Raw genomic sequence first — 20,404 nt, forward strand, 5'->3', positions numbered from 1 at the left:
CGGGCAGCTGCCGGTGTCTCCTTCCGTCGTTCAAGTCCGGCGAACCTACCAGCAATCGGCCGAACGCAATACTCCGAACGACCCTGGGTTCGTGCCCGCCCAAGTGAACTACCACGGAAAGGGTAAGCGTTCCGTCGGCGGGAAGCGGAGTTGATCGCGACGTCCGATTCACGCCAGCCTCCGTCGCGAGACGCGGCGAAGCTGACGAACGTGACAGTTACTACGTCAGCGGCCGAGACCGCGCACACCCGTATTGAGCCCGGCATCCTCTACTTCGGTACTCCGGTGGTGCTCCTTTCGACGGTGGACCAGGCAGGTTCGGAGAACTTGGCTCCGATGTCGTCCGCGTTCTGGCTCGGCTGGCGGGGCATGCTCGGACTCGGCGCGAAATCCAAGACGGCGCAGAATCTCATGCGTAACCGTGAATGTGTTCTGAATCTCCCTTCCGACGATCTGGCGGCCGCCGTCGACAGGCTGGCACTGACCACCGGATCGGATCCCGTCCCGGAGCGCAAGTACGAACGCGGATACCGGTACGAAGCCGACAAATTCGCCCGCGCCGGACTCACACCGGTCGCATCCGAGACGGTGCGGCCGCCGCGCGTTGCGGAATGCCCGGTGACGATGGAGGCCGTCGTCGAGGCCGTCCACCCCCTCGCCGAGGACGATGCCGCACAACGTGGCGGCGTCCTCGTGTTCGAGGTCCGGGTGCAGCGCGTGCACGTCCACGACGACGTGCGGATGCCGGGCACCGACGACCGGATCGACCCGGACCGGTGGCGGCCGCTGATCATGAGCTTCCAGCAGCTCTACGGCCTCGGTCCGCAAGTCCATCCGTCGACACTGGCGAAGATCCCGGAGCGGCTCTACCGGGGGCCCGACATCGAGCGGTCGCGGAATCAGTCGTCGGCGGCGAACGAGAACCGGTTCACCAACGGCAACCAGCGTTGATAGGACGCGGTCAGTTCCGGCCACGACTCGCCGGACAGGCCGCGTCCGAGCTTCGGCCACAGCTCGTGGTCGTTCGACGACGACACGATTTCGAGGGCGCTGTCGTCGGGATCCATTCCGCCGAGGGTGGCGAAGAACCAGGAGGCCGCCTCGGGATATCCGACGAGGACGGAGAGCAGCACCATCACCGCGCGAAACGGTGCTTCGAGGCTGCCATCGGCGAGGAATACGGCCGGGTTTTCGCCGGAGAGGCGCGCCCGCAGCAGCCGGTACAGGTTCAGGAGTCGTTTCGCGGCACGAGGGGACCGGACGAGTGGAGCCAGTGTCGCCAGGAAGTCCAGTTCCGCCAGTGAGATCACCAGACGAGGAGGTCGAAGGTCTATTGTGGACTGTTCGGACGACGGTTCCGGTGCTTCCTCGTGGAGAGGAGCAGGCCCGGCCGCGGCCGGAGAACGGGCGCCGGCGGCGTGATCCGCTTCGGCGGAGGGAGGCGCCGGTGTGGCGTCCTGACCCTCGGTGGCGGCGAGCCCGCGCACGAGCCCCGCGAACCCTGGATCGTCCATGGGGGACAACGTGAACGGCACCTGGAAGATCTTCTCGAGGTAATTCTCGGCCGGTCGGCGCTGAGCCTGCCGAGGAGGGTCTTCTCGGCCTTGCGACGTTCCGCGAGCGCGTCGTCCGCGTTGGGCAGTGCTCTCGCGACGGCGGCGGGTTCGTGGTCGCGATCATCGTCACCGCGTTCACCTGGCGGGTGTTCGACCGCTCGGTCGTTTCCGCGGCCTACGCGGAAGAACCCGAGGTCAGCCGTTGATGCCGGTGAGGGCGAAGAACTCCTGGCGCGAGCGCGCGTCTTCGCGCAGCGTGCCGAGCAGGGTGGAGGTGACGGTGCTCGAACCGGTGGCCTGCACGCCGCGCAGGGTCATGCAGGAGTGCTCGGCCTCGATCACCACGCCGACACCGACTGGCTCGAGCTGCTCGTCCAGCCAGTCGGCGACCTGTTTCGTCAGCCGCTCCTGAACCTGCGGGCGGCAGGCGAAGTGCTCGACGATCCTGGCCAGCTTGGACAGTCCGAGGATCCGTTCGCCGGGCAGGTAACCGACGTGCGCGACCCCGATGAACGGCAGCAGGTGGTGTTCGCAGACCGAGCGGACCGGAATACCCCTGGCGAGGACGAGTTCGTCGTAGCCCTCGTCGTTGGGGAAGGTCGTGAGGTCGAACGACCGCGGGGTGAACAGCTCGGCGTACGCGCGCGCCATCCGGCGCGGGGTACCGCGAAGGCTCTCGGAGTCCAGCGAAATGCCCAGTGCGGTGAGGAAATCGGCGGCCGCGGCCTCGGCGGCCTCCAGGTCCGGCCCCGGCCCGGGTTCGTGCACGACACGCAAGGCTGGAGTGGACATAAGGCCTCCTAGGCTGACCGCGATCCCCAGAGCTGTTCGACCGAGCTATTTGACTAAGACTTTTGGGCGTTTTACCGCCTGTCGGCTCAGCCTACATGGTAGATCCGCAGTTCAGGACGTTCCGCCGAATGAGATGGGCGATACCGTGGTGTACGTGACAGTGCCCGATCCGGACGGCCTCGACGCCCCTTCCATCGCCGCGGTGGCGGCACTCGACGACGACCTCCGCCGCGGCATGTACGCCTATGCCCGGCGCACGCGGCGTCCGGTGACGCGGGACGAGACCGCGGCCGCGGTGGGGGTCTCCCGCAAACTCGCCGCCTTCCACCTCGACAAGCTCGTGGCGGCAGGCCTGCTCAGATCCGGCTTCGCGGCGGGCCCGGCGGTGAAAGTGGGGCGTAAGCCCAAGGTCTACGAACCCGTAGACGAAGCCGTTCAGGTGCAGCTTCCCGCGCGACGGCACGAGATCCTCGCCGGAATCCTCGCCGAGGCCGTGCTCGCCGAGGGGACTGGTGAAACGGCGCGGGCCGCCGTCCTGCGGGTCGCGGGGGAGCGCGGCCTCGCAACGGGCGACGAGGAACGCACGCGGACCCGGCCGGGCAGGCTCGGCGTGGAACGCGCGCTCACCGTGGCCGAAGGGGCGCTTCGCCGCTACGGCTTCGACCCGAGCCGCGACACCAAGACCTGCGTCCGGCTGCGGAACTGCCCGTTTCACCCGCTGTCCGCCGAGGCTCCAGAGCTGGTCTGCGGGATCAACCAGGCCTTCCTGTCGGGCTTCCTGACCGGTGTGCGCGCCGGGAACGTGGAAGCGGTCCTCGCTCCCGGCGCGGCCGAGTGCTGTGTAGAGCTACGGCAGGCGCGGTAGCCGATCAGGCCGCGCCGGCGATCTGCCGGGTGGCGACGTTGAGCCGGTTCCAGGTGTTGATGGCGGCGATGGCGAAGACCAGGCCCGAGAGCTTTTTCGTCGTAGTGGCGAGCGGCCTCGTCCCAGACTTCGTCGTCGACCGGGTCGGCCCGGTCCGCGATCCGGGTGAGAGCCTCGGCCAGCGCGAGCGCCGCTCGTTCGGCGTCGGTGAAGTAGGCCGTGTCACGCCACGCCGCCACGGTGAAGATCCGCTCGTCGGACTCGCCCGCCTTGCGCAGTTCCTTGGTGTGCCTCTCCAGGCAGCCGCTGCAGCCGTTGATCTGACTGGCGCGGACGTGCATGAGGTAGTGCGTGGTGTCACACCGGTGTCCCCGGTCGACTCGGCCAACGAGATCAGGGCCTTCAAGGTGGCGGGGTTCGCCAGTGCGGGGTTCGAAATCCGTGCTTCCATGATGGTCTCCTCCAAGGTTTCCGGCTTGCTTTCACCGCACTGACGGATGCCGGAGGGGAGATGTGACCGGGTACGATCCACCGCTGGTGGCCCTCGGGGGTCGAGATCCGAGCCCGGCGACGGCTAGACGGCCACCGTCGCGCGCTCGCGAAGTGAGACGTCGAGCTTGAAGCCCTCTGGTTTCAGCGTCAGCAGTTCCTGCACCTTCAGCCGGTACGACGAGTCGCCGCGTAGGTCGTATCGGCTCAACAGCATGCCGAGGACCAGCGTCGCCTCGTGCAGGGCGAACTGCCGCCCGATGCAGGCCCGCTCGCCGGTGCCGAACGGCTTGTAGACGTGCGCGGGGCGAGCACGGTTGCGATCCGGGGCGAAACGATCGGGGTCGAAGGACTCGGGATCGTCGCCCCAGACGGGATCACGGTGCAGTGCCGGGATGAGGACGAGCGCCCACTGCCCCTTCCTCATCGGGTACTTCCCGCCGACGACGGTGTCCACCTGGGCCTGGCGCGCGAACGCGGGCGCCGTCGGCCAGAGCCGCAGTGCCTCGTCGAGCACTCGCCGGACGTAGCGGAGCTTGACGACCTCCGCGTAGGACGGATCCGGGTTCTCGCCCCAGACCTTGTCCACTTCGGACTGCGCGCGGGCGAGCACGTCCGGATTCCGTGCGAGGTAGTACAAGGCGAACGACAGCGCGCCCGACGTCGTCTCGTGCCCGGCCACGAGGAAGGTGATGATCTGGTTCCGGATGTTGACCTCGTCCAGCGCCTCGCCGGTGCTCGGCTGCGTGGTGTTGAGCATGAGCCCGAGCAGATCGTCGGTGCTCGTGTCGTTCCGCCGTGCTTCGACGACCTCGTCGACGACGGAATGGAGGAAGGCGAGGTCGGCTTCGTTGCGCCGGTTCGCCTTCCGGTTGAGGAACGGGCCGATGACCGGTGGCTGGAGCACCATCCGCTGCGCGTGCCGCAGCGTCCGGACCATCGCGGCGACGAACGGATGCGGTTCGGCGCGTTCGAACGACGAGAAGCTGTAGCCGAAGCCCGTCCGCCCGATGGTCTCCAGCGTCAGTTTGGTCATGTCGTCCGCGACGTCGACCTCGCCGCCCCGGTCCCACGCGTCCAGCAGTTCGCGGGTGATCGCCAGCATCGTCGGGTGGTAGCCCTGCATCGCGTTGCGACTGAAGGCGGGCGCGAGGATCTCGTGCGCGCGCCGCCAGTTCGGCTCCTCGCTGTGCGCGGTGAACAGCCCGTCGCCGCCGAGCGGGCGCAGGTTCGAGATCGCGGGCGTGATGTGCTTGGCGAACCGCTTCTCGTCGGAGAGGTCGGCGACCATCTCGGCGCCGTGGACGAACACGATCTCGCGGCCGAACACCTTGCGTTCGAAGACGGGGCCCAGTTCGGCGGCGTGCCGCATCGAGTCCTGGACGGGGGTCTTCGGCGAAACGCCGAGCACGTCGCCGATCAGCGGGATCCGGCGCGGGGGATGGGGGAGAGCGGTGGCCATCGAGCCCCTCCAGGTGAGCACTGTTGAACTGGCATCCAATAGCGAGCGTGGCGTGTTACTGAACCCGTGTCAAGTAAGTACGATGCTCGAATGGCGCCGAGTACCTCCGGAAGGCCCCGCAGCAGGCTGAGCACCGCCGAGCGGCGGGAACAGCTGCTGCGGATCGGTGCCAGCCTGTTCGCGGAACGGCCGTACGACGACGTGTGGATCGAGCAGGTCGCGGACATCGCCGAGGTGTCCCGAGGGCTGCTCTACCACTATTTCCCGACGAAACGGGATTTCGTCACCGAGGTCATCAAGGCCGAGGGTGAACGCCTGCTCGACATGACCAGGACCGATCCCACGCTGCCGGTCGCGGAGCAGTTGATGGCGGGGCTCGACGCATATCTCCGCTATGTCGAAGCCAACGAGGACGGCTACCGGGCACTGCACGCGGGTACCGCCATCGCGGTCGACGACGTCCGGGAGGTCCTTGACCACAACTTCGCCGAACAGGGCCGCCGGATCCTGGAGGTCCTGTGCCCGGACGGCGAGCCGCCGGAGACGGTGCGAGTGATCGTCCGGGGCTGGCTGGCGTTCGTCGTCGCGGTCTGCCTCGACTGGCTCAAGTACCGCGGGCTGACCCGGGACCAGACCCGCGATCTGTGCGCGAAGGCGCTGCTCGACCTCGTCGACGTGCCAACATGATCTCGGCGCGTTCGATTGGTCCTTCCTCGGGGTCGGGGCGTTCCTGCGCGCTGATGACCGGTATTGACGCCACGCCATGTCAGTTAGGGCGGTGAGCCATGATCAGCAGGTGTTCCTCCGGTGGCGTCCCAGGCTCCTCCGCGGTGAAGATCTCGGAGTGTGTCCCGGTGACTTCGAGCCCGGCCGCTTCGACCCGCCGGATGAGGTCGTCCGGCGCGAAACTGGTTTCGTGGAAGGTGTGGCCGAAGAACTCCACCGGCACGTCCTCGACGTCCCGAGGAACGGTGACCAGCGCGAGAAGACCGCCAGGCACCAGCCAGCGCGTGATGTCGGCGAGTACGGCTTCGGTGTCCTCGCGCGGCATCTGCAGGAACGGGAAGAACGCGCAGACCGCCTCCCAGGACTCCGGCGGCGAGGCCCATTCACGCACATCGACGTGAACGAAGGTCGCGGCGGGGACCTGCTCACGCGCGAGGTCGATCATCACCGGTGACACGTCGAGCCCGGTCACCCGATGTCCGGCGGCCGCCAGATCCCTGGCGACCGGCTTGCCGGTTCCGCTGCCGATGTCGAGCACCCTCGACGACGGCGGCAGTGATTCCAGCAGGTGCCGCACCGCCTTGTCGACTACCGGTGCCCGGCCGAAGACGTCCTCGTAGGCGGAACCGATGGTGTCGAACAACTCCGCCGCTGTGGCCGGTCGGTCCATTTCGCAGCTCCCCGGGTCGAGTGGACTCAGGGAAAATTTACCGCCTCGGCCCCGTCGGCTTTTCGTCCACTCAGGACAGGTGGCGGGCTTCGGTTCTTGTCGGCCGGTTCGCCTACACTGTGGCCGCCGAGCCTGGGGGTTTCAAATGAGTGTGCCGAACGACGAGTTCCACCGAATGCTGGGGGCGCTCGCGGACGTCGAGCGTTCCGACGCGAAAGAGTGGGAGTCGTACAGCGTCCGAGGCAAGCGGTTCGGGTACTACTGGCCCCGGACCCAGACCGTCGGCCTGAAGCAGACGCTGTCCGAGCAGGAGGCGCTCGTGGCCGAACGGCCCGAGGTCTTCGAAGTGCAGTTCACCGCCGGTGGCTTCGGCTGGGTGGTCGTTCACCTCGATGGTATCGAGCCCGACGAGCTGACCGAACTGGTCTACGAGGCGTGGCGGCTGTCGGCTCCGGACGAACTCGTCGCGCAGGTTCCGCCCCCCTGCTGAGCGTTACTGCGATCGTGTGTTGACGTGCGTCACTTGGTGTTCGGGAACATGCGGCGGATGTGTGCGTTGTAGAGAGTGTCGGTACGGATGGTGCCCCCGGGCCTCAACCTCCGCCTTCATGGAATACCGGTTCGCCGGAGCCATGTCGTGCCACTCGCCGAGAGGCGGCCCACCGTACCGGCTTTATCTCCCGCTTCCGCTCGCAGGTAACCCCCAGGCCTTCGCTGAGCGGGGGCGGGTCTTTCGTTGTCGATGGTGAATGGCTAATAGGGCGATGTAGGTCACTTGGTTGTCCGCTTGGTGTTCGGGAACATTTGGCGGGCGTGTGCGTTGTAGAGAGTGTCGGTACGGATGGTGCCCCCGGGCCTCAACCTCCGCCTTCATGGAATACCGGTTCGGCCGGAGCCATGTCGTGCCACTCGCCGAGAGGCGGCCCACCGTACCGGCCACCAAACTCCCGCTTCCGCTCGCAGGAACCCCCAGCCTTCGCTGAGCGGAAGCGGGACCTTACTCGGGTCGACAGCGCATTCACCGATTAGTGGCCAGTACTGCCGCGAGGCCCTCTTGCAGATCTTTGACGAAATACTCGGGAACCTCGAGCGACGGGAAATGTCCCCCTTTTTCGGGCGACCTCCATCGGACGATCTGTCGGTACCGCTCCTTTGCCAAGGCGCGCGGACATTTCTCGATGTCGCGAGGATACATAGTGATCGCCGACGGGACGTCGACCCGAAGTTCGGGATCGAGCGAGTTGTGGCTTTCGTGGTAAATGCGGGCCGACGACGCGCCGGTCCGCGTCAGCCAATACAGGGTGACGTCGTCGAGAACGCGGTCTCTGGAAATCGTCTCGAACGGGCTGTCTGCGGTGTCCGACCACTCGGCGAATTTGTCGAGGATCCAGGCGAGCAGCCCGACCGGTGAGTCGACGAGCGAGTAGCCGATGGTCTGCGGCCGGGTCGCCTGCTGCTTCGCGTACGCCGCGCGGTGGCGCCAGAAGTCGCGGGTTTCCTCGGTCCACTCGCGCTCGGCCGTTGTCAGCCCGTCCGTCGTCAATCCGGGTGGTGCCTCCGCGAACGTGGTGTGGATGCCGAGGACGTGCTCCGGGAACCTACCGCCGAGAACCGTGGTGATGTTGCCTCCCCAGTCGCCGCCGTGGGCTGCGAACTTGCCGTAGCCGAGCCTTCCCATCAGTTCCACCCATGCGGCCGCGATCTTTTCGGTTCCCCACCCGGTGGTGGTCGGCTTGTCGCTGTAACCGAAGCCCGGTAACGACGGGACCACGACGTGGAACGCCGGCGCGCCCGCGTCTTTCGGATCCGCCAGCTGGTCCACTACGTCGATGAACTCGGCGATGCTGCCCGGCCACCCGTGCGTCAAGACCAGAGGAGTGGCGTCCGCGCGCGCGGATCGGCGGTGCAGGAAGTGGATTCCCAGACCGTCGATGGTCGTACGGAACTGGCCGATCCGGTCAAGGCGGGTTTCGAACGACCGCCAGTCGTACCCGGTGCGCCAGTAGTTCACGACGTCGACGAGGTCGGCGAGAGGAACGCCTTGTTCCCACCGGCGAGGGTCGGGCGCGGCGCGATAGACCGTCTCGGCCTCCGGTAGCCGCGCCGCGGCCAGTCGCGCGCGCAGATCGTCGAGGTCAGCGTCAGTCGCGTGGGCTTCGAATGCTTGTACGTCGCTGGCTGGGCGGGGCATGAGACCTCCAGGTCATCGCGGAACCGGCTAAGACGGTTCTATCAGGTTCCCCTGTCAACGGGCAACCGGCTAAGGTGGTTCCATGCCCGCTGAGTTCCCTGACTTCCGCCTCGGCAACGTGCTGGCGACCAGCTTCACGGCGACTTTGACGGAGCGTCAGGGCGATGCTGTGGAGCGCATTCCCGTGCCGCACCGACTCGTCGACTGGCTGGTGGTGAACGGCCTCGCCGTGGACTCCTGTACCAGTGCCCAGCTCGACCTCGCTCGGGAACTGAGGGAGTCGATTCACACCGCCGCGACAGCGGCCGCGATCCAAGACGCTCTCCCCGCGTCCGCTGTTCGAGTCATCAATGCCCGCAGCTCTCAGGGTCGGGCCGCGGCTATCCTGATGCCCGACGGCAAGCGGCGATGGCGGCTCAGCTCGGCTTCCTGTGTGGAAGATGCCCTCAGCGTGATCGCCGCCGACGCGATCAGCATCATCGCGGGCGAACGAGACGGAAAATTGGCCTTGTGCGCATCGTCGACCTGCCAAGCCGCCTTCTTCGACACCAGCCAAAGTCGCACCCGCAAATGGTGTGACATGAACACGTGCGGGAATCGTCAGAAGAAAGCGCGCTTTACTGCCAACCAGCGTAAAAACCTTAGATCAGCGGAGTGGTAGCCGTCGATCGCGCGATGCACATACGGCCGTGCCTCGCCGGCAGATAACCCGGCGATATCGGCGAACCACGAAACAGTGGTTCCATACCCGTACAAGTCTTTCGCGCCACGAGACTCGATCTCCGCCAGATACTGCCCCAACTCGGCGGACACCACCCTCATGACCTGCAGGAACTGCCGCACGCCGTGGGCAAGCTCCAGCTTGCCGGCGCGCCACAACTCCTGCGGCAACTCGGGAAGGATTGTCTCGGACACTCCTCCATGATACCGCAATTCTATCGAACAGATGTTCGTAGTTTTGCGTTACCGCGAAACGGAACATTCACCACTGAAGGGCGACGTGTGCGAGGGTGGTGACTACGGATGGGAGGGGGCGTCGGACACGTACCGACAATCATCGGCCATGTGTCGGCAATACCACTGAACCGGTTATCGGCGTGGTCGTAAGTGGCGATTCGGCGGTGACGATGAAGGAATCGAGACACTGAACGTCCCGATTCCTTCATCGTCGCGAGTTTGCACAGGAGGAACGGAAACACGAATCGCCACCCCGCACTGAGCGCGGGCCGGCGGAGGCCGCCGGGTCAAGACTCCACGAGCACCCCATCGGCCAGCCGCACTCGCCGGTCCACCTTGATCTCCGTCAGGAACCGCTCATCGTGGCTCACGACCACGAAAGCCCCCCGATACGCCCCGAGCGCACTCTCCAACTGTCCGACGCTGACCAGGTCGAGATTGTTGGTCGGCTCGTCCAGCAGGAGCAACTGAGGTGCGGGCTCGGCGAACAGGACGCAGGCCAGGGTGGCCCGCAGCCGTTCGCCTCCGGAGAGAACGCCGACGGGAAGCTGGCTGCGCACGCCGCGGAACAGGAATCGGGCGAGCAGGGTCATCCGTTGTGACTCGGGAAGGCTTGGGGCGAACGCCGCGAAGTTCTCGGCGATGGTCCGGTCCAGGTCCAGCAGATCGAGCCGTTGCGAGAGGTACGCGATCCGGCCCTCGACCCGGTTGAGCACGCCGCTGGAAGGTGACAGATCTCCGTTGAGCACGCGCAGGAGCGTCGACTTGCCGGTGCCGTTGCCGCCGGTCAGCGCGATCCGCTCGGGGCCTCGGATCGTCAAGTCGACCCCGTCGCCAGCGAAGACGTTCCGCTCGCCGTAGCGAACTTGGATGTGCTCGCCGTGGAACACCGTGCGTCCGGCCGGGACGGTGGTGCCCGGCAGGATCAGCGCGATCTTCTGGTCGTCGCGAAGGGTGCGTTCGGCTTCGTCGAGGCGGTTCTTCGCATCGTTGACGCGCGCGGCGTGCGTCTCGTTCGCCTTGCCCGCGGATTCCTGGGCGTTGCGTTTCATGGTTCCGGCGAAGATCTTGGGCAGGCCGGCGTTGCCGAGGGTGCGGGCAGCGTTGCCCGCCCGCCGCGCGGCCCGCTCGCGCGCCTGCTGCATCTCCCGCTTCTCGCGTTTGACCTCCTGCTCGGCACTGCGGACGTTGCGCTCGGCGACTTCTTGCCCGGCCTTGACGGCCGCTTCGTACTGGGTGAAGTTCCCACCGTGATGCCGGAGATCGCCGCGGTCGAGTTCGGCGATCCGGTCCATCCGGTCGAGCAGTTCCCGGTCGTGACTTACCAGCAACAGGCAACCGGGCCAGTCTGCCAACACGCCGTAGAGCTTGCGGCGGGCGTCGAGGTCGAGGTTGTTGGTCGGTTCGTCCAGCAGCAGGATGTCGGGCCGCTTCAGCAATTGCGCGGCCAGGCCGAGGGAGACGATCTGCCCGCCACTCAACGTGCGCAGGCTTCGGTCCAGCGATATGCCGTCCAGGCCGAGCCTGTCGAGCTGGGCGCGGGTGCGTTCTTCGATGTCCCAGTCGGTGCCGATGGTGGTGAAGTGCTCGTCGCTCGCGTCGCCGGACTCGATGGCCCTCAGAGCCGCGAGCTGTGGCGCGATGCCCAGCACCTCGGCCACGTCCAGATCGGCGGTGAGCGGCAGCGACTGCGGCAGGTAACCGAGGACTCCCTGAGTGGAGACGGTCCCGGAGAGCGGCTTCAGCTCACCGGCGATCAGTTTGAGCAGCGTGCTTTTGCCCGCCCCGTTGGGCGCGACGAGGCCAGTGCGGCCACCGGGCAAGGTGAAGGACAGGGCGTCGAAAACCGAGGTGTCGTCCGGCCAGGTGAAGGACAGGGCGGACACGACGACGAAGGCGTCTGACATGGAAATGACCTCGTGAAAGACAGCGGGCGCGTTGCAGCAGCACCGCGGTGGACGTGGCTGTGAGGGAACGACGAAACGGCCACATCGGCGTCAGCGCCGGTGGCCTGGCAACTCCGGCTCACCCGGAGATGTCGTCGTCACCTGCCACGTCTGGTCTCCATGCTCGTTGATCAGCTGCCTTCCACCATAACAAGACCCGCCGAAGTTTGCCGTACTCAGGTGCGAGTCGCCCGAGTTCGCATCGGAACGTACTGCGAACGGTTTAACTCCTCTTCGTTGAACCGCAATGGTTTCCGATGAGCGCATATCATTTGAGGGCGCGGGGGTGACTTCTGATGTTTCTTCATGGTGCCGGGCGCTGGATCCCGAAGACGAGTCGTGACCGTGGTAGCCGCACTGGGGACATTCACCGTGGTCGCACCACCGGCGCGCGCCGCTGAAATCACCGTCTTCTTGTGATCCGGCCGCGCTGCCCTCCACCGAGGGACAGCTCACTGTCAGAGGAAATCTCGCCACCATCACCCGCGCGGAGGGTGCGCCCCGGTTCCGGATTATCTCCACTTGGGGCAATTTGACACTCGACGAAGTCACGATCACCGGCGGTCACACTCGTGACGGTGCCGGTACCAACGCCGATGGCGAGAGGAACTGGGGCCCGTTGGGCATCATCGACAGCGTCATCGTCGGCAACACCACCGGCTCGACGGCACCGGTGGTAGCGCCGCGACCGCCACCACCGGTGCCGGTCGCGGCGGTGGCGGAGGTTTCGGCGGTGGTCTCGCCTCCTCCAGTTCCGGGCGGGTGGGGCTGATGATCGCCGGCAGCTCGATCACCGGCAACGCCACCTGCGCCGGTGGCCGCGACATCTACACGCTCAGTGACACGTCACGCTGGCGAACGGGTCCGTGGTGAGTGGTAACGCCCCGACAACTGATCCTCCGTCGCCGACGTACCCGGCTGCGTCAACGACTTCCACGCCGTAAGATCGTCGTCAGCTCAGCCCGTTCAGGCTGATCGCCCGGGCGTACCAGAGCGCACTCCGCTTCGGCGTCCGTCGCTGGGTCGCGTAGTCGACGTGCACGAGACCGAACCGCTTGGCGTACCCCTCGGCCCACTCGAAGTTGTCGAAGAGTGACCAGTAGAAGTACCCGCGCAGGTCGACACCCGCCTCGATCGCCTCGTACGCGGCACGTAGATGCGAGTCGAGGAAGGCGATCCGGTCGGTGTCCGCGATATCCCCGCCGATCATGGCGTCCGGATAGGACGCGCCGTTTTCCGTGATGTACAGCGGGATCGGCCGATACTCGCGATGGACTCGCACCAGGCACTCGGTGAGCCGCGACGGCTGCACCTCCCAGCCGGAGTCGGTGCGCGGGGCCGTCTCGTCGGGTACGAAGTGGACGTCGGGGACGCCGAGCCAGTCGGGCCCCGCCGGTTCGCTGCCGGGCCGCGGGGTACCGGCGATGTGGTAACCGCGGTAGTAGTTGATGCCAAGCCAGTCGACCGGGGCGGCGATCGTGGCGAGGTCGCCGTCCCGGACGAGTTCTTCGAAACCGAGCGGAGCCAGGTCGGCCACGAGATCGGCGGGGTAGGAGCCGCGCAGTACCGGGTCGAGGAAGAGCCGGTTCTGCAGCCCGTCGATCCGGCGCGTCGCCTCGGCGTCCACAGTGGACGAAGGATCGGCGGCGGTGACCGGGTACAGGTTCAGGGTCACGCCGGAGGACGCCGCCGGGGCGTGCCGCCGCAGGACGTCCATCGCGAGCCCGTGCCCCAGCAGGAGATGGTGCGCGGCCGCGGTGGCGGCGCGGGGTTCCCGGCGGCCGGGAGCGTGGATCCCGCCCGCGTATCCCAGCATCGCGGCACACCACGGCTCGTTCAGGGTCGACCAGTTCATCACCCGGTCGCCCAGTCGCGCCACGATAGTTTCGGCGTATTCGGCGAACCGGAACGCCGTGTCGCGCGAAGCCCAGCCGCCTTCGTCTTCCAGCGACTGGGGGAGATCCCAGTGATACAGCGTCGCCCAGGGCTGGATTCCGGCTTCGAGGAGCTTGTCGACGAGCCGGTCGTAGAACGCGAGTCCTCGCGGATTCGGCGCGCCGCCGCCGGGCCGGATCCGCGGCCACGACAGGGAGAACCGGTACGCGCCGAGCCCCAGCCGTCGCATCAGGTCGACGTCTTCGGCATAGCGCCGGTAGTGATCGGCGCCCGGTTCGCCGGTGTCGCCGCCGACGACGGCGCCGGGACGGCGGGCGAAGACGTCCCAGATCGAGTCGGTCCGGCCGTCGGCCGCGGTGGCCCCTTCGACCTGGAAGGCCGCGGTGGCGGCGCCCCACACGAATCCGGGCGGGAACAGCAGCGCGGTCTTCGCCCGGACACTGTCGGGTTGAGCGGACATGGTCACCCTTTCACGGCACCTTGCATGATCCCGGCCACGATCTGGCGGCCGAGGAGGAGGAAGACGATGAGGATCGGGATGGTGGCCAGTGTCGTTCCGGCCAGCACCAGCGAGTAGTCGACGTAGTAGCCGCTTTGCAGCTTCTCCAGTGCCAGCTGGACGGTGGGATTACCGGCATCCAGCACGACGAGCGGCCAGAGGAAGTCGTTCCACGACGTCATGAACGTGAACATCGCGAGGATCGCCGCCGCCGGGCGGACCGCGGGCAGGCAGACGTTCCAGAAGATCCGGATCATGCTGCAGCCGTCGACCCTCGCCGCCTCGATCAGTTCGTACGGCACCGCGTCCACCGTGTACTGACGCATCCAGAACACGCCGAACGCGGTCACCAGGTTGGGCACGATCACCGACTGCAGCCCGCCCGCCCAGCCGAACTCCGACATCGCCATGAACAACGGGATGATGCCGAGCTGGGTCGGAACGGCGAGGGTGATGACGATGAACACGAACAGCCCGTTCCGGCCGCGGAACCGCAGTTTGGCGAACGCGAACCCGGCCAGCGCCGAGAACAGCACGGTGGTGAGGGTGACCGTGCCCGACACGATCAGGCTGTTCGCGAGCGCCTTCCAGAACGGCACCGTGTCGAACACCCTGGCCGCGTTGGCGAAGAAGTTCCCGCCGGGCAGGAAGGGCGGAACCCGCTCGGTGAGCATCCCGCTGTCCCGGCTCGCCACCAGGAACGACCAATAAAACGGGAAGAGCGAGCCCAGTACGAAGATCGTGAGCACGAGGTAGGTGGACCGGCGTGGCTTGGTCATTTCTCCACCGCCGGGGTCCGCGCGAGCCTGCCGGTGAGGAAGAAGTTCACCAGCGCGATCAGCACGATGATCAGGAACAGCACCCACGCGATGGCCGACGCGTAGCCGAGTTCGTAGTTCTCGAAGGCCGTTTGGTACAGGTACAGCGTCACGGTCTGGAACTGGTTGGACGAGCCGCCGTTGTTCGACCCGGGCATGGCGTCGAACAGCTTGGGTTCGGTGAAGATCTGCAGCCCGCCGATCGTCGAGGTGATCGTGACGAAGATCAGCGTCGGCTTCAGCAGCGGCAGCGTGATGCTGAAGAACCGGCGTGCCGCGCCCGCGCCGTCGATGAGGGCTGCCTCGTGCAGTTCCTTCGGGATGGCCTGCATGGCCGCCAGCACGATCAGCGCGTTGTACCCGGTCCAGCGCCAGTTCACCATGATCGCGATCGCGACATGGCTGCTGAACCGGCTCGCCTGCCAGTCAACCGGATCCAGCCCGATGGTCTGCAACAGGCCGTTGACCAGGCCGTACTTCGGTCCGAACAGGTTCGCGAAGATGATCCCCAGCGCCACCAGGCTGGCGGCGTAGGGGAGCAGCACGCCGACGCGCCATCCGGTAGCCCCGCGCAGCCGGGCGCTGAGCAGCGCCGCCAGGAGTACCGCGATGATCAGCTGGGGAACGCTGGAGAGCAGGAAGATGCTGACGGTGTTCTCGAGCGCGTTCCAGAACTGCGTGTCGGCGAACAGCTCCTCGAAGTTGTCGAGCCCGATGAAGTCCGGAGCGTCGTCACCGGCCTCCCAGCTGAACAGCGACACGTACGCCGTGTAGAGCAGCGGGAACAACCCGACGATCCCGAACACGAGGAAGAACGGGGCGATGTAGAGGTACGGCGAGACCTTGACGTCCCACCGGCTCAGCCGATGCCGGAGGGTGGGCCGGGGCGACGTGCGCACCCCGGCCTCGCTCCCTTCCGGCGCGATCTTGTCGACGACGGTCATGGGTCAGCGCGTGATCTTCTTCGCGGTGTCCAGCAGTTGCGTCCAGCCCTCGTCCGCCGACTTGCCCTGCTCGACGGCCTGCAGCGCCGGGCTCGACGCGTTCTCCTGGATCTGGCCGTCACCCGGGCCCTTGTACTGCGGTTTGGCGACCTTCTTCGCCTGTTCGGCGAACAACCGGCCGATTTCGGCGCCGCCGAAGTAGGCGTCGGTCTCGCCCAGCAGCGCCGGGTCCTCCAGCGCCTTGACCTGGCTGGGGAAGGTGCCCTTCGCCTGGAACGCCTTGATCTGCTGTTCGGGCGCGGTCAGCCAGGCGGCCAGTTCGGCGGCCTCCTTCGGGTGCTTCGACTGCGTGGGCACGGTCAGGTACGAACCACCCCAGTTGCCGCCACCGCCGGGGAACGCGGCGGTGACCGCCCACTTGCCTGCGTTCTCCCGGCCGGAGTGCTCCTCGATCACGCCGAGCATCCACGCGGGGCACACCTTCGTGGCGAACGCGCCCTGCTTGAACCCAGAGTTCCACTCGTTGCTGAACGCGGTGAGTTTGGCCGACTGTCCTTTCGCGACAGCGCCGGTGACCTTGGTCCAGGCGTCCTTGATGCCCTGGTTGGATTCCAGGGCCAGCTTGTCGTCACCGCCGATGTAGCCGGCGGGGAGCTGGTTGACCATGGCGTTGAAGTTCTGCGCCGCGGAGTCGAACCAGGCCTTGCCGCCGCTCTTGGAGACGTACTGGTCGCCCGCCGCGAAGTAGCTGTCCCAGGTCGCGAACAGCGGTTTGACCCCTTCGGGATCCGTCGGCAGGCCCGCCGCCTCCAGCAGGTCCTTGCGGTAGCACATGGCCAGCGGCCCGATGTCCGTTCCGTAGCCGATGACCTTGCCGTCCTTGGTCTTCGCCGCGTCGTACTTCCAGCCGAGCCACCGGCCGGGGGAGGCGTCCGCGGGGCCGATCTTGGGCAGGTCGTTGAACTTCGAGCCCTTGTCGAGGACGTTCGACAGGTGCCCCTCTTCGACCGCGGTGACGTCGGCGAGGCCCGACCCAGCCGCCAGCTTCGTGATCAGGTCCTGGTGGTAAGGCCCGCCCTGGCCGGTCTTGCGGTGGGTGATCTTGATGTTCGGGTGCAGCCGCTCGTACTCGGGAATCAGCTCCTCGTAGCCGAACTCGGTGAACGTCGCGAGTGTCAGGTCGACCTTCGCGTTCGGGTCCGGCGCCGCAGGCGTCCCGCCGCCGTCACCTCCGCACGCTGCCACGCCGAACGCCGTCATCGTGATACCCAGTGCCAGCACCAGGCCGTTCCGGATGCTTTTCACGTGTCTAGTCCCTTGCCGATGGGAAGAAAATGGGAGCGCTCCCAGGATGCGCCGAGTTTGTCGCCAAGGTACGGCTGTGTCAAGGGCTCGTACTGAGAGCGTTTCCATCAGGGGAGCGCTCTCAGTGTGCCCGGCAGCCGGACACTAAGCTGGTGGCGTCCGGACGGTGCTGAAGGGTGAAGGTGACGCGGGTGGGGCCTCGACCAGGGGATGACGGCCGGCCGACACTGGAAGACGTCGCCGCTTCCGCCGGGGTGAGCCGGTCGACGGCGTCCAGGGCGCTGAACGACGATGGCTACGTCAGCGCGCGTTCCCGCGAGAAGGTACAGGCCGCGGCTCGCGAGCTAGGTTACTCCCCGAATCAGGCGGCCCGGTCGCTGGTGACCAGGCGGACCGGCGCGGTCGCGGTCGTCCTGTCGGAGCCGGAGGCTCGACTGCTCGACGACCCGTACCGCACCGCCGTCATGCGAGCGGGCTATCGCGAACTGGCCGACATCGGCTGCCAGATGGTCTTGATCTTCAGCGACACCCGCGAGGACCTCGACCGCACGGTGCGGTTCCTGGACGGCGGGCACGTCGACGGCGTGCTGGTGTTCGCCCCGCACCGGACCGACCCGCTACCGAAGGCGTTGCGGCAACTCCGGATGCCGGTGGTGTACGGCGGGCAGGCTGCCGGGCTCAAACGCGGCGTCCATGTCGTCGACTTCGACAACGAGGGCGGCGCGAAGCTGGCTGTCGCGCATCTGATCGAGGCGGGGCACCGCCGGATCGCCACGATCGCCGGACCGCAGGATCAGAGCGCGGCCATCGACCGGCTTTCCGGGTGGCGCAAGACCCTGCTCGACGCCGGACTCGACCCGGCGGACCTGGTTGAGGAAGGTGACTTCACGCTCACCGGCGGGGCGAAGGCGATGTCGAACCTGCTCGCGCGGCGCCCCGACCTCGACGCCGTCTTCGTGGCCAGCGACATGATGGCCCTTGGCGCACTCCGGACCCTGCACGCCGCCGGACGCCGGATCCCCGCCGACGTCGCGGTCGTCAGCTTCGACGACAACGCGACCCTCGCGCCGGAGATGGATCCGCCGCTGACCTCGGTGCATCAGGACCCGCGGGAGCAGGTCCACGCGATGGTGGAGACCCTGCTCGCCTTGATGGACGATCAAGAACTCAAGCCACGCCAACGGATCTTGCCGGTCTCCCTCACCCGGCGCGCTTCGAGCTGAATTCGATCCGGTACTCGGCCGCTGTCCGGGTGATGTCGGGCTGAGCCCGGTCTCTTCGCTTTCGTAGTCGCTAGTCTTGATCTTCGACTGCGAGGGAGACTGAATTCATGGCGGAATGGGCCGATCTGGTCGCGTTCGTACGACAAGGATATCGGGTAATAAAGGACGAACCGGACGAAATTCGCATTCGGTTGTCCTATGGCGACGATGATTACGAAGAGCGGGCCCAGACCGTGGTCATCGCGCGGGAGATCTTCGACCGCCGCGAGGACTGGGTGCAGATCGCGACGCCGTTCGCGCGCATCGACGAGGTCGACCTGGCGACCGTGCTGACCGAGATCGGCAACACGATCGTCGTCGGAGGACTGGTGGTGATGGGCGAACACCTGGTGCTGCGCCATTCCCTGCCGCTGGTGAACCTCGACATCAACGAGTTCACCGATCCGCTCGAACTCGTCGCGGGCTCGGCGGAGCTTCTGGAGCAGCAGTTCACCGGACGCGACGACTACTGAGCCTCGACGCCTTTAGGCTGGCCGGCATGGGAAGCGACATCGCACGTCTGCACCATGTCGGCCACGTCGTCGGCGACCTGCCGTCCGCGCTGGAGCGCTACCGGCGACTGGGATTCGTGGTGGCGCCACCCAGTTATCCGGCCATGGCCCGCGGGGAAGACGGCGAACCGGAACCGTTCGGCGCGGCGAACACGCACGCCGACTTCGCGGACGGGTTTCTCGAACTCGCGACGCCGGTACGCGAGGGCGATGCCCTGCCGCCTGACGCGAACGTCTTCGCGCTGACGGCTCCGCCCGAAGTGCTGCCACTCCTCGTCGAGCGGATCGCCACGACGAGCGCGAACCTGGCGGCCTGCCTGGATCGCTTCGAGGGCCTCCACATCCTGATGTTCTCGTCCCCCGACATCGACGCCGTCGCGACGCGGCTGACCGCGTCCGAAGTCGGGCACGGAGGTGTGAACACGGTACGGCGCCCGGTCGAGACCGAGGCGGGCACCGTGGCCGAAACGGTCCGGTACCTGGAGATCGATGGCGTCGGGATGCGCCATGGTTCGGTGGAGGAAGGCCGGGTCGGCGTGGTCGCGGACCTCGACGGCGAGATACAGGGTGCCCGGTCTTCGGAACATCCCAACGGGGCGATCGCCCTGGTAGAGGCTGTGCTGTGCGTTGCCGACGACGAACTCACGACGGTCGTGGCGCGCTACGAGCGCTATTTCGGCCTGCTGGTCCGTTCGGATGGGCCCGCGTGGGCCTTCGACCTCGAGGCCGGGCGGCTGACCCTGGTTCCGGCCTCCCGGTTGGAAGAGTTGCTGCCGGCCATGGTCGCCTGCGCCGTCGGCGTCCGTGACGTCTTCGCCACTGAGGAGTTCTTACGAGGGAAGGGGTTCTCACTTGGCAGGACCGCTGACGGCGCACCGTTCGTTCCGTCGGCCGAGGCACTTGGCGCGGCTATCGTGTTCAGGAGCGTCTAGCGAGGACCTCCTCGAAGGAGGTCACGCGTTCGCAATCCTCTTCGGTGAGCTTGTCGATCGCCGCCCGGTATGCCTGCGCCTGTGCAGTGCTGGGCAGCTTGCCTTCGAGCAGGTCGGGAAGTCCGAGTTCGAAGCCGCAGCGGGCCCGCGTTCCGTAGCGGTGCCGGGTGCGGGCGACAGCGGTGGCGACCCGAAGCCCGTGCTCGGTGCCCGGCGGTGTCGCGTGCCTGTCGATCTCGCTGGCCGCGAACCGGAAACCGTTCGCGTGGTCGCATTTCCCGCAGCCGGTGGGACCCGCACCGAGTTCGTCGCCGCATACGGCGCACCGCAACCGGCTCAGTGCGGCGTCGACCACCCGCCAGGCGAACGCGGACGTGTCGGCGACGACCATTTCGGCGAGGTCGATCTCCTCCTTCGTACCGGAGGTGGCACCGTATTCCGCGAGGAACTGCCGCCAGCGATCCTCGATGCTCACTTCGATGGCCGCCAGGGCCTCGGCGGGGCGGCCACCGCGTGGAAGAGCGGTCATGAGCTGGACCCTAAACCGCGTCCGTTCCGATCGCGATCGCTATTTCGCCCGGT

20 protein-coding genes and 2 pseudogenes are annotated in these 20,404 nt (G+C 66.9%); 9 read left to right on the forward strand and 13 right to left on the reverse strand.

Annotated elements, in window-relative coordinates; translation table 11 throughout:
- Window positions 1-210 precede the first annotated feature (210 nt).
- A complete protein-coding gene (locus ACM6LR_RS22970) occupies window positions 211-951 on the forward strand; it encodes a flavin reductase family protein (RefSeq protein WP_414941334.1) in 741 nt (246 codons plus the stop codon).
- On the opposite strand, the gene ACM6LR_RS22975 is transcribed toward ACM6LR_RS22970, so the two are convergent.
- Entirely contained in the window at window positions 900-1,514 is a 615-nt protein-coding gene (locus tag ACM6LR_RS22975) for a hypothetical protein (RefSeq protein WP_414944461.1), read from the reverse strand. The two genes, ACM6LR_RS22970 and ACM6LR_RS22975, sit on opposite strands and share 52 nt — an antisense overlap.
- A 237-nt stretch (window positions 1,515-1,751) precedes the next feature.
- Window positions 1,752-2,348, reverse strand: coding sequence for a GTP cyclohydrolase I FolE (gene folE / locus ACM6LR_RS22980; protein ID WP_414941332.1), 597 nt, complete (start codon window positions 2,346-2,348; stop codon window positions 1,752-1,754).
- 133 nt (window positions 2,349-2,481) lie between these two features.
- Between folE and ACM6LR_RS22985 the strand changes: the two genes are divergently transcribed.
- Window positions 2,482-3,213: a helix-turn-helix transcriptional regulator gene (locus ACM6LR_RS22985; protein WP_414941331.1), complete on the forward strand. Its 732-nt coding sequence runs from the start codon at window positions 2,482-2,484 to the stop codon at window positions 3,211-3,213.
- Between the two features lie 4 nt (window positions 3,214-3,217).
- On the opposite strand, the pseudogene ACM6LR_RS22990 reads toward ACM6LR_RS22985, so the two are convergent.
- Both ACM6LR_RS22990 and ACM6LR_RS22995 read right to left on the reverse strand, forming a co-directional pair.
- Window positions 3,218-3,664 (reverse strand): annotated as a pseudogene (locus tag ACM6LR_RS22990) (carboxymuconolactone decarboxylase family protein).
- Window positions 3,665-3,787: 123 nt separating this feature from the next.
- On the reverse strand, window positions 3,788-5,164 hold the full coding sequence (locus tag ACM6LR_RS22995; RefSeq protein ID WP_414941330.1) for a cytochrome P450: 1,377 nt from the start codon (window positions 5,162-5,164) through the stop codon (window positions 3,788-3,790).
- A 90-nt stretch (window positions 5,165-5,254) separates the two neighbouring features.
- Here ACM6LR_RS22995 and ACM6LR_RS23000 point away from each other — a divergent pair, with 90 nt between their 5' ends.
- The gene (locus ACM6LR_RS23000; protein WP_414941329.1) at window positions 5,255-5,851 is read left to right on the forward strand and encodes a TetR/AcrR family transcriptional regulator; all 597 of its coding nucleotides are present in this window, start codon (window positions 5,255-5,257) and stop codon (window positions 5,849-5,851) included.
- Between the two features lie 79 nt (window positions 5,852-5,930).
- Here the strand turns inward: ACM6LR_RS23000 and ACM6LR_RS23005 are convergent, their stop codons facing one another.
- Window positions 5,931-6,560 (reverse strand): class I SAM-dependent DNA methyltransferase, encoded by a 630-nt coding sequence (locus ACM6LR_RS23005; protein WP_414941328.1) that lies wholly within the window; start codon window positions 6,558-6,560, stop codon window positions 5,931-5,933.
- A gap of 145 nt (window positions 6,561-6,705) precedes the next feature.
- Here ACM6LR_RS23005 and ACM6LR_RS23010 point away from each other — a divergent pair, with 145 nt between their 5' ends.
- The gene (locus ACM6LR_RS23010; protein WP_414941327.1) at window positions 6,706-7,050 is read left to right on the forward strand and encodes an MmcQ/YjbR family DNA-binding protein; all 345 of its coding nucleotides are present in this window, start codon (window positions 6,706-6,708) and stop codon (window positions 7,048-7,050) included.
- A gap of 528 nt (window positions 7,051-7,578) precedes the next feature.
- Here ACM6LR_RS23010 and ACM6LR_RS23015 read toward each other — a convergent pair.
- Complete coding sequence (locus ACM6LR_RS23015; protein WP_414941326.1) at window positions 7,579-8,751, reverse strand: epoxide hydrolase family protein; 1,173 nt, start codon at window positions 8,749-8,751, stop codon at window positions 7,579-7,581.
- Between the two features lie 82 nt (window positions 8,752-8,833).
- On the opposite strand from ACM6LR_RS23015, the gene ACM6LR_RS23020 reads away from it, so the two are divergent.
- Window positions 8,834-9,412: a CGNR zinc finger domain-containing protein gene (locus ACM6LR_RS23020; RefSeq protein ID WP_414941325.1), complete on the forward strand. Its 579-nt coding sequence runs from the start codon at window positions 8,834-8,836 to the stop codon at window positions 9,410-9,412.
- 5 nt (window positions 9,413-9,417) lie between these two features.
- Here ACM6LR_RS23020 and ACM6LR_RS23025 read toward each other — a convergent pair.
- Together ACM6LR_RS23025 and ACM6LR_RS23030 are read right to left on the reverse strand one after the other, a co-directional pair.
- Window positions 9,418-9,666, reverse strand: a pseudogene (locus ACM6LR_RS23025) (HNH endonuclease); the annotation flags it as partial.
- Window positions 9,667-9,995: 329 nt separating this feature from the next.
- The gene (locus ACM6LR_RS23030) at window positions 9,996-11,615 is read right to left on the reverse strand and encodes an ABC-F family ATP-binding cassette domain-containing protein (protein ID WP_414944462.1); all 1,620 of its coding nucleotides are present in this window, start codon (window positions 11,613-11,615) and stop codon (window positions 9,996-9,998) included.
- 571 nt (window positions 11,616-12,186) lie between these two features.
- On the opposite strand from ACM6LR_RS23030, the gene ACM6LR_RS23035 reads away from it, so the two are divergent.
- Entirely contained in the window at window positions 12,187-12,426 is a 240-nt protein-coding gene (locus ACM6LR_RS23035; protein ID WP_414944463.1) for a hypothetical protein, read from the forward strand.
- Between the two features lie 180 nt (window positions 12,427-12,606).
- Here ACM6LR_RS23035 and ACM6LR_RS23040 read toward each other — a convergent pair whose 3' ends face one another.
- The 4 genes from ACM6LR_RS23040 to ACM6LR_RS23055 are packed head-to-tail and all read right to left on the reverse strand — an operon-like array spanning window position 12,607 to window position 17,116.
- On the reverse strand, window positions 12,607-14,016 hold the full coding sequence (locus tag ACM6LR_RS23040) for a GH1 family beta-glucosidase (RefSeq protein ID WP_414944464.1): 1,410 nt from the start codon (window positions 14,014-14,016) through the stop codon (window positions 12,607-12,609).
- Entirely contained in the window at window positions 14,013-14,828 is an 816-nt protein-coding gene (locus tag ACM6LR_RS23045) for a carbohydrate ABC transporter permease (protein WP_414941321.1), read from the reverse strand. The genes ACM6LR_RS23040 and ACM6LR_RS23045 overlap by 4 nt, the downstream gene beginning before the upstream one ends.
- A complete protein-coding gene (locus tag ACM6LR_RS23050; protein WP_414944465.1) occupies window positions 14,825-15,811 on the reverse strand; it encodes a carbohydrate ABC transporter permease in 987 nt (328 codons plus the stop codon). The genes ACM6LR_RS23045 and ACM6LR_RS23050 overlap by 4 nt, the downstream gene beginning before the upstream one ends.
- Before the next feature lie 3 nt (window positions 15,812-15,814).
- A complete protein-coding gene (locus ACM6LR_RS23055; protein WP_414941319.1) occupies window positions 15,815-17,116 on the reverse strand; it encodes an ABC transporter substrate-binding protein in 1,302 nt (433 codons plus the stop codon).
- A gap of 176 nt (window positions 17,117-17,292) precedes the next feature.
- On the opposite strand from ACM6LR_RS23055, the gene ACM6LR_RS23060 reads away from it, so the two are divergent.
- From ACM6LR_RS23060 to ACM6LR_RS23070, 3 genes are all read left to right on the forward strand, one after another.
- Entirely contained in the window at window positions 17,293-18,339 is a 1,047-nt protein-coding gene (locus ACM6LR_RS23060; RefSeq protein WP_414941318.1) for a LacI family DNA-binding transcriptional regulator, read from the forward strand.
- A gap of 107 nt (window positions 18,340-18,446) precedes the next feature.
- Window positions 18,447-18,851 carry a hypothetical protein gene (locus tag ACM6LR_RS23065; RefSeq protein WP_414944466.1) on the forward strand — a complete coding sequence of 135 codons (405 nt, stop codon included), beginning with the start codon at window positions 18,447-18,449 and terminating at the stop codon, window positions 18,849-18,851.
- Window positions 18,852-18,877: 26 nt separating this feature from the next.
- Window positions 18,878-19,822: a VOC family protein gene (locus ACM6LR_RS23070; protein WP_414944467.1), complete on the forward strand. Its 945-nt coding sequence runs from the start codon at window positions 18,878-18,880 to the stop codon at window positions 19,820-19,822.
- Here the strand turns inward: ACM6LR_RS23070 and ACM6LR_RS23075 are convergent.
- Window positions 19,809-20,351 carry a hypothetical protein gene (locus ACM6LR_RS23075; protein WP_414941315.1) on the reverse strand — a complete coding sequence of 181 codons (543 nt, stop codon included), beginning with the start codon at window positions 20,349-20,351 and terminating at the stop codon, window positions 19,809-19,811. The two genes, ACM6LR_RS23070 and ACM6LR_RS23075, sit on opposite strands and share 14 nt — an antisense overlap.
- Window positions 20,352-20,404: the final 53 nt, after the last annotated feature.

The organism is Amycolatopsis sp. cmx-11-32 (assembly GCF_047608695.1).
Classification (GTDB): Bacteria; Actinomycetota; Actinomycetes; order Mycobacteriales; family Pseudonocardiaceae; genus Amycolatopsis.

Coding starts and splice junctions, on each gene's coding strand:
- ACM6LR_RS22975 (WP_414944461.1), bottom strand. CDS start 1,514: ATGGACGATCCAGGGTTCGCGGGGCTCGTGCGCGGGCTCGCCGCCACC.
- folE (WP_414941332.1), bottom strand. CDS start 2,348: ATGTCCACTCCAGCCTTGCGTGTCGTGCACGAACCCGGGCCGGGGCCG.
- ACM6LR_RS22985 (WP_414941331.1), top strand. CDS start 2,482: ATGGGCGATACCGTGGTGTACGTGACAGTGCCCGATCCGGACGGCCTC.
- ACM6LR_RS22995 (WP_414941330.1), bottom strand. CDS start 5,164: ATGGCCACCGCTCTCCCCCATCCCCCGCGCCGGATCCCGCTGATCGGC.
- ACM6LR_RS23000 (WP_414941329.1), top strand. CDS start 5,255: ATGGCGCCGAGTACCTCCGGAAGGCCCCGCAGCAGGCTGAGCACCGCC.
- ACM6LR_RS23005 (WP_414941328.1), bottom strand. CDS start 6,560: ATGGACCGACCGGCCACAGCGGCGGAGTTGTTCGACACCATCGGTTCC.
- ACM6LR_RS23010 (WP_414941327.1), top strand. CDS start 6,706: ATGAGTGTGCCGAACGACGAGTTCCACCGAATGCTGGGGGCGCTCGCG.
- ACM6LR_RS23015 (WP_414941326.1), bottom strand. CDS start 8,751: ATGCCCCGCCCAGCCAGCGACGTACAAGCATTCGAAGCCCACGCGACT.
- ACM6LR_RS23020 (WP_414941325.1), top strand. CDS start 8,834: ATGCCCGCTGAGTTCCCTGACTTCCGCCTCGGCAACGTGCTGGCGACC.
- ACM6LR_RS23030 (WP_414944462.1), bottom strand. CDS start 11,615: ATGTCAGACGCCTTCGTCGTCGTGTCCGCCCTGTCCTTCACCTGGCCG.
- ACM6LR_RS23045 (WP_414941321.1), bottom strand. CDS start 14,828: ATGACCAAGCCACGCCGGTCCACCTACCTCGTGCTCACGATCTTCGTA.
- ACM6LR_RS23050 (WP_414944465.1), bottom strand. CDS start 15,811: ATGACCGTCGTCGACAAGATCGCGCCGGAAGGGAGCGAGGCCGGGGTG.
- ACM6LR_RS23065 (WP_414944466.1), top strand. CDS start 18,447: ATGGCGGAATGGGCCGATCTGGTCGCGTTCGTACGACAAGGATATCGG.
- ACM6LR_RS23070 (WP_414944467.1), top strand. CDS start 18,878: ATGGGAAGCGACATCGCACGTCTGCACCATGTCGGCCACGTCGTCGGC.
- ACM6LR_RS23075 (WP_414941315.1), bottom strand. CDS start 20,351: ATGACCGCTCTTCCACGCGGTGGCCGCCCCGCCGAGGCCCTGGCGGCC.